4 protein-coding genes and 1 pseudogene are annotated in these 5466 nt (G+C 46.8%); 3 read left to right on the top strand and 2 right to left on the bottom strand.

Annotated elements, in window-relative coordinates; translation table 11 throughout:
- Window positions 1-791 (top strand): 2OG-Fe(II) oxygenase (locus NW853_RS06900; RefSeq protein ID WP_414348545.1); only part of this gene is annotated, 791 nt, incomplete at its 5' end.
- Between the two features lie 63 nt (window positions 792-854).
- Window positions 855-1772, top strand: coding sequence for a glycosyltransferase family 2 protein (locus NW853_RS06895; protein ID WP_414348542.1), 918 nt, complete (start codon window positions 855-857; stop codon window positions 1770-1772).
- Window positions 1773-2004: 232 nt separating this feature from the next.
- Here the strand turns inward: NW853_RS06895 and NW853_RS06890 are convergent, their stop codons facing one another.
- Both NW853_RS06890 and NW853_RS06885 read right to left on the bottom strand, forming a co-directional pair.
- Window positions 2005-2301, bottom strand: a complete 297-nt coding sequence (locus tag NW853_RS06890) for a hypothetical protein (protein ID WP_414335999.1) — start codon at window positions 2299-2301, stop codon at window positions 2005-2007.
- Between the two features lie 171 nt (window positions 2302-2472).
- On the bottom strand, window positions 2473-3030 hold the full coding sequence (locus NW853_RS06885; RefSeq protein ID WP_414335997.1) for a type IV pilin protein: 558 nt from the start codon (window positions 3028-3030) through the stop codon (window positions 2473-2475).
- Between the two features lie 185 nt (window positions 3031-3215).
- Between NW853_RS06885 and NW853_RS06880 the strand changes: the two are divergent.
- Window positions 3216-5466: pseudogene (locus NW853_RS06880) on the top strand (FkbM family methyltransferase); the annotation flags it as partial.

The following is a 5466-nucleotide window of genomic DNA, read 5'->3' as shown; positions in this document are numbered from 1 at the left end:
TTCCCAAGCTCAGCCAAGGGATCCATCTCTTGAGCTGGGATCCCCAACACAGAGCTTTAACTGAGCAAGATTTGGCTTACGTTCGAGAACTAGCCCCAGGCTTGTTGCTGAATGCCAACCCAGTATCCCTCACGTTTTCCCAGCCGGATCCGCCGGAGCCAGCCCGCTTCTATCCTTGTAAGTACGTTAAGCTGGATAACTTCCTGCCGGCTGAAGTTAATCAAGCCATCTTGCAGCATGCCATCGCTCATCAAGATAAGTTTATCCCTGCGAGAAGCTATAGCCAAAGCAACACTGAGGCTGAGTCTCTCAAGTTTCGCCGCTCTCTACGCCTAGATTATGCTTACTTTCAAGAGTATGGATCCCTGCTGAGGGAGAAGATTGCTGGGGTGGCTCCTCAAATCTTTGTGGAGCTGGGCATCGAGAACTTCGATATCCAAATCTTTGAGATGGAGATGATCGCTAGCTATGATAGTTGTTATTTTGCTCCCCACATTGATAACTTCTATTCGCAAACTGCCTTTCGTCAGGTAAGCTGTGTGTACTATTTTCACAAAGAGCCCAAGCCCTACCGAGGGGGTGAGCTGCGTATTTACGATACTCAAAGGCAGAAGCCCCACCCGCCAATTCTCCATGGAGCCTACGACGAGGTGATCCCGACCAACAACAGCATCGTCTTCTTCCCCAGCAGTTGCATACACGAAATCCTGCCGGTGTTTAGCCCCAGTCAGGCCTTTGCCGATAGCCGCTTCACCATCAACACTTGGTTAGGAACCAAGCAACTTGCCTAAAGGCTCGAATTCAATATGGCCAGAGTCTGTATTGTTACCACGGTTCGGGATCCAGGAGTTTGCTTGGAATCCTTTATTCGCTACCACCTCGCCATTGGAATCGCCCACATCTATATCTTCTTTGACGATCCAGAGGATCCCGCTGCTCAGATAGCGCTTAGATTCTCCGACGTAACAGCTATTCCCAATGACGAAGCTTTGCAAGTCCAGCAAGCGCTAGGCAATATCCTCTATGCGAAATATGGCCCTCATGTTGGCTACGAGGTCATGGCCCGCCAGATTTTAAATGTGGAAACTGCTATACAGCTTGCCCTTGACCAAGGCATGGATTGGATCATTCATATTGATGGAGATGAGCTCTTCTATCTCGGCGAGGCACTTACTTTGGACTGGTTTGACCAGCTAGATAACGACATACTTCAGGTTCGCTTCTTAAACTACGAGGCGGCCCCCGAAAAGTTTGAGATTGAAGATTACTTTCGCGAAGTTACTCTGTTCAAGAGAAACCCTGCTGTTTTAGATCCAGATTTTTATGCCAAGTTTCAGAGTACCTCTGGCAAGAGCCAATACTTTCTAGCTTATCAAAATGGGAAATCAGCAGCTCGAGTTTATCCCAGTATTTTGCCAAATAGCGTACATAGTTTCGACATTCCAGAGGAGCATACCCTAGTCACCTCATCTCCAACCGTTTTGCACTACCTGAATTGCGGCTTCCAGAACTACTACAAGAAGTACGCTCAACTGGGAAACTTTCCCGACTACTGGTGGCGCTCAAAATCAAATCTCATTCGAGTTCCCTTCCACTTGCGCTCACGAGATGCCTACTGCTCAGGAGATATCAATCAAATGGTGGCTCTTTATCAAGAGCTCACACTCTACGACAACCCTATGATTAACCAAAGCTTAGTAGAGAAGGGTATCCTCACTCCCATTTCCTACCCTTCGCAGTTACTGGCAAAAGGATCCGCTCGGCTGAATTAGTCTGAAACTCTATTCACTTTACTTTATTTTCCCCTACGGTATATCTCTTATGTTTCTGCTGCCATGCAGAAACTCTCCTAGCCAATTGTCTTCCTATTTCAGCGACTTTTTTAGCCTTGACAATGAAATCTTCTATGCTCTGTCCCTCACTATCAGCATTATCCTTCACAATCCCGTGAACAACATAATTTCTCTGCATTTCTCTGCTTTCGCCATTCACTTACTTGGCGAATCAGCTCTCGAAGTGTTTCTGGTTTCTCAACATGATTGTATGTTCTGCTTGTAGCCGTTTTTTCCATTTTTTGATTAAAAGGTGGAACGAATAGTTTTGAGCACTGGGGATAAACTTCTCAACCTTGACCAAGCGAGAAATCAGACGGTCGGTAATGATGCTTTCTGCAATGGTCACCACTTCTAGAAAGAATTCCTCTTCCTGTGCTCGCTTTATGCGTCTCCAGGCTTCCTGATATCTGTAGTATTTGCGGGCGTTTCCGTTAATCGACTTTGGCTTTGGTTGACGAACCGACATTTTTCGGATCCCTTGAGCAGCTAAAGTGACACCCCTAAGCTGCTTACATTTTAAGGCTCTAGGGGAGGGCAATGGCCAGAGCACCTTGTGCCAAGAACCTCTCCCAATCCCTCCCAAAGCACTAAAAAAGCTCCCCAAATCTGGGGAGCAGTATGGGGCACTCAGAGTAGATTAGTCAAACACGTTACAAGAGCGGCCTACATAGAACTCACTATTCTCTGCAATTTCAGTAGCTTGATCTCCCACACCAATCTCACATTTAATTGGCTCGTTGCTGCGGTTGACATAGGAAGCCGTGGTTGCCTCTGTTGAAATCACTGCACCAGTTGGCGTGCCCCCGCCGTCGAACGTGGGTTCCGCATAGTTTGCGGTATATGAAGCCCAGGGATCGTTCACGAACTTGTCACCCTGCGGTCCGCAGTAGTCGGGTGCAGCTCTGTCGTTTGTGTTACACTGATCGGGAGCGATATTGGCCCACCCTTCGGGGTACACAGTCGTGTCCATACGGTAGACCTCGGCGCCACGAGAAGCAGCAGTTAGGGCCGTTTGCCCCTCAGCAGCGCGGGCACGACGGATCTGGTTCAAGAACTGGGGAACAGCAATCGCGGTCAGAATACCCACAATCACAATCACCACCAGCAGCTCGATCAAGGTGAAGCCTTTGGCTTTGGAAAGGAGCTGCTGTGCCAGCTTGGCACGCAGCAAAGATTGACGAGTCTTGGCACTCATGGCTTATGTCCTTTAGAGAGGTAGTTCATACTTGACATCGCAGCTTAGCTGCTAGCCCTAGCATACCCACGCCACCGCCAGTCCATATCAGCCTCCCCCTACGCAAAGTTGCGGATCTTGCCGAATCTTGCCATCGAGTGGGAAAGGTGGTACTTTAGTGCTTTCAAGTGCTTAGCTTTTCTGGTATGATAGGTAAATTTTCTACTTTGCCTTCCGATTCAAGCCTTGAGGCCTTGGCTGCCGAGGTCAAGGTTATGCAAGACGATCAGCCCGACGCATTTCAAGGTCAGGTCAGAGAAATCTATCAAAACCTATCTCCCCCGGAGTGGGGCTATTTCCTCGAGCAGCTCTTGGCCGGGTCGCAGCCTATCAGCAAGGCTCTGGATAAGGCTGATTTCACCCTTGCCCGGCTCTGCCAAGCTCTCCAATCTGCACCTCACCACCGCAGGGCCTACTTAACTCTCAGGTCGCTGGTTACTGAGGGTCTTCTTTCGGGCCAACAGGCCTCTTCGGCAATCCTAGAAGCAGCTACCCAGCTGGAAAGCGTCGAAGGTAAAGGTCAGAGGCAAGGCCTTCAGATTTCCCTAAAGCTAAGGGAGATAGCTTTTGAGCTAGATCCTCTACAAAAAGACAACGTTGAGAAGCTCTTAATTCATGCAGTAGACTCAGAAGACGATTTGTCAGTAGTGCTATACGGTCAAGCTCTCCTAGAGTGTCTTGACAAACAGACCAAGAGTGCTCATTCAAACACGGTTCGCATAGAGGAAAGCTCTCAATCAGTAAAAGCGCTTACCCTATTGCTGGATAAAGGTTATATAGATCTATTTTTCGCAATCGCAAACTCACTAATCCCATTACTGCAAGAAGCCCAAAAAACGGCATTTATAGGTTTGCTATCTCAATTAGCAATTATTTTCAGTCCAGACAAAGCTAAAGACTACGATGGGCTCTACAAAGTAGAGGATATAATCAGAACTGAGTTTAATCAAATAGTTGGTGCAATATCCTATAACTCAGCAAGCAATTACTACAGCCTAATTGGCGATAGACTTTTAGCACTTGCCGATGAGAATAAAGATAACTTGATAGTTTATCTAGCTCTTCTCGCCGAATCACTAGAAAAGCTGATTCGCACCTCTAAATCTGAAAAAATCAAAGACATCATTGACAAAATCACAGAACATCTGAGTTCCTGCCTTCTGGAAGACTGGCAGGTGACACTTGAAAATCTATCGGATAGCTTGACAATAGCCAGAGTTATTTTGTCCAGGGTTGCCTTCTGCTGGAGTTATGTTAGTGATGATAGATCGCTTATCAGAAGGTATCAGCAACTGGGCGGGCGAATTCTCTCTCAAACTCTCAATCTCATGGCCAGGCAGAGAAACTTTACCTGGTTGGAGCACTGGGAAAAACAGAAAGCGCTGTACAAAGCACACAAGAAGCCTCACATAGGATACTTAGGAAATTGCTTTCGGCGTCATTCTGTAGGTTTCCTAAGCGAATCTTCGTTAAGATTGCAAAATCGCGGAGCTTTGGATGTATCGTACTATTACTTTTGGGGACATTCAACTGAAGAAATAGCTTCGCATGATAATCTCTATCAAAGATTTAGCTCTCACGATCACTTGTTCTTTCGCATCCTTCCAAAAGGTACGCCAATTCCCAAGGTAGTGTCCCAAGCTCGCGAAGACCAAGTTGACATCATGATTTTTATGGACTCCTTAACCATTCACGAAGCAAATATGAGTGCAGCCTTGCGGTGCGCACCTATTCAAATAGGATGGTTAGGCGGAGATGCTGTCGGATTGCCGGAGTTTGACTATTTTCTGGCCGACCCACACATACTGCCAGAGGATGCTCAAGTTGATTACCAAGAGAAAATAATTCGTTTGCCGAGCTACTGTGCCATTGATAGTTTAGATTTCTTTCCTTTAGCCAAAGATGAGTTTAAGAGTAAGCTTAATGTAAAACCTTATCACTTACTGTTCTTAACAGCATCTAGTGCTTATAAGCGTACCTCGGAGTGTATTGAAGCTCACTTACGGATAACTAAAGAAGTCAAAAATGCAATCTTAATTGTCAAAGTCTCTGGTGAGATATCTACTGTAATTAGTCGCTACAAGACAAAGGCGAAAGAATTAGGAGTAGATGAAAAAGTACGCTTCCTAGCTACAACTAAGACAGCAGAGGAGCACCGTGGGCAACTGGGTTGCGTTGATCTTATTCTAGATACTTTTCCCTACACAGGTGCAACCCACACCATGGAAGCCCTTTACATGGGGGTGCCGGTTCTTACCCTGGTAGGCCGCCATTACTATGGCCGCATGAGCTACAGTCTGCTGAAAAATATCGGTCTAGAAGACTGCATCACCTGGTCGGTCGAAGAGTTTATCCAACGTGGGATCCAACTGGGCAACAATCCGGAGCAACTCAACC

This window comes from Synechococcus sp. H55.11 (assembly GCF_047462475.1).
Lineage (GTDB): Bacteria > Cyanobacteriota > Cyanobacteriia > Thermostichales > Thermostichaceae > Thermostichus.
This window is presented reverse-complemented; position numbering and strand designations above follow the sequence as displayed.